Genomic DNA, 974 nt, shown 5'->3' with positions numbered 1-974 from the left:
CCTTTGGGGAACCAGTGCCGTAGGAGCCGGTTGGTGTTCTCGTTCGATCCGCGTTGCCAGGGTGAGCGGGGATCGCAGAAGTAGACCCGCATGTCCAGAGCGGTCTGGATTCGGGCGTACTCGGCGAGTTCGGAGCCACGGTCCCAGGTCAGCGACCGTCGCAGGTGCTCGGGGAGCCGGCGCATTTCGCGGATCATCGCGTCGGCGACTTCGGCGGCGGTATGCCGGCCAGGCAGGTGCAGCAGGATCGTGAACCGGGTCGAGCGTTCGACCAGAGTCCCGATCGCCGAACGACCGAATGCCCCGACGATCAAGTCCCCTTCCCAGTGCCCGGGAACAGCCCGGTCATCGGCCTCAGCGGGCCGCTCGCTGATCGTGAACGCCTCGGCGAACGGGCTGTTGGCCGCCTTCGCAGCCCGTGACTGCTGGCGCCGCCTGGGCCGGCGGGTCGAGAGGTGCTCGTGCAGATCTGCCCGCAGCAGACCCCTGCCCTGGACGTAGAGCGCCTGGTAGATCGTCTCGTGACTCACATGTTCATCATCGCCGCCGGGGCGTTCGAGCTTCATCATCCGCGCGATCAGCTGCGGCGACCACCCCTGCTCGAGCCGCTCGGTCACATGCACGGCCAGGCGAGGATCACCGAGCTTGAAACACTTCGGCCTTGTTCTGGCCGCCATCGCCCTCAGCTGCGCCGCGGCCGCCGAGTACAGGCCATCAGCGCACCGGTTGCGGCCCAGCTCACGGGTCACGACCGAGCGACAACGCCCGATCCGCGCCCCGATATGAGCCGGGCTGTGGCCGTGCACGAGGCCGTACTCGATCATCGCCCGGTCCGCGAACGTCAACACCCGCCGCGACCGGACCCGCCCATCACTGACATCGACATCACGCGCAACACCGATCCGTGGTCCCCCATGAACACCCTTGCTGACCTCGATATCCATACCGAAAGCCTGCCGCCACCACCTCGTCGA

The 974-nt window shown here is 67.2% G+C and carries 1 protein-coding gene; it reads right to left on the bottom strand.

All coding sequences use genetic code 11. From position 1 onward, the window contains the following. A partial coding sequence (locus JL108_RS19620) for an IS30 family transposase (protein ID WP_240191539.1) occupies positions 1-824 on the bottom strand: 824 nt, incomplete at its 3' end. Between the last annotated feature and the right edge of the window lie 150 nt (positions 825-974).

This window comes from Aeromicrobium sp. YIM 150415 (genome assembly GCF_016918125.1).
Classification (GTDB): Bacteria; Actinomycetota; Actinomycetes; order Propionibacteriales; family Nocardioidaceae; genus Aeromicrobium; species Aeromicrobium piscarium.
Note: the sequence above shows the minus strand (reverse complement) of the source record. Positions and strands in the feature narration are given on the sequence as shown.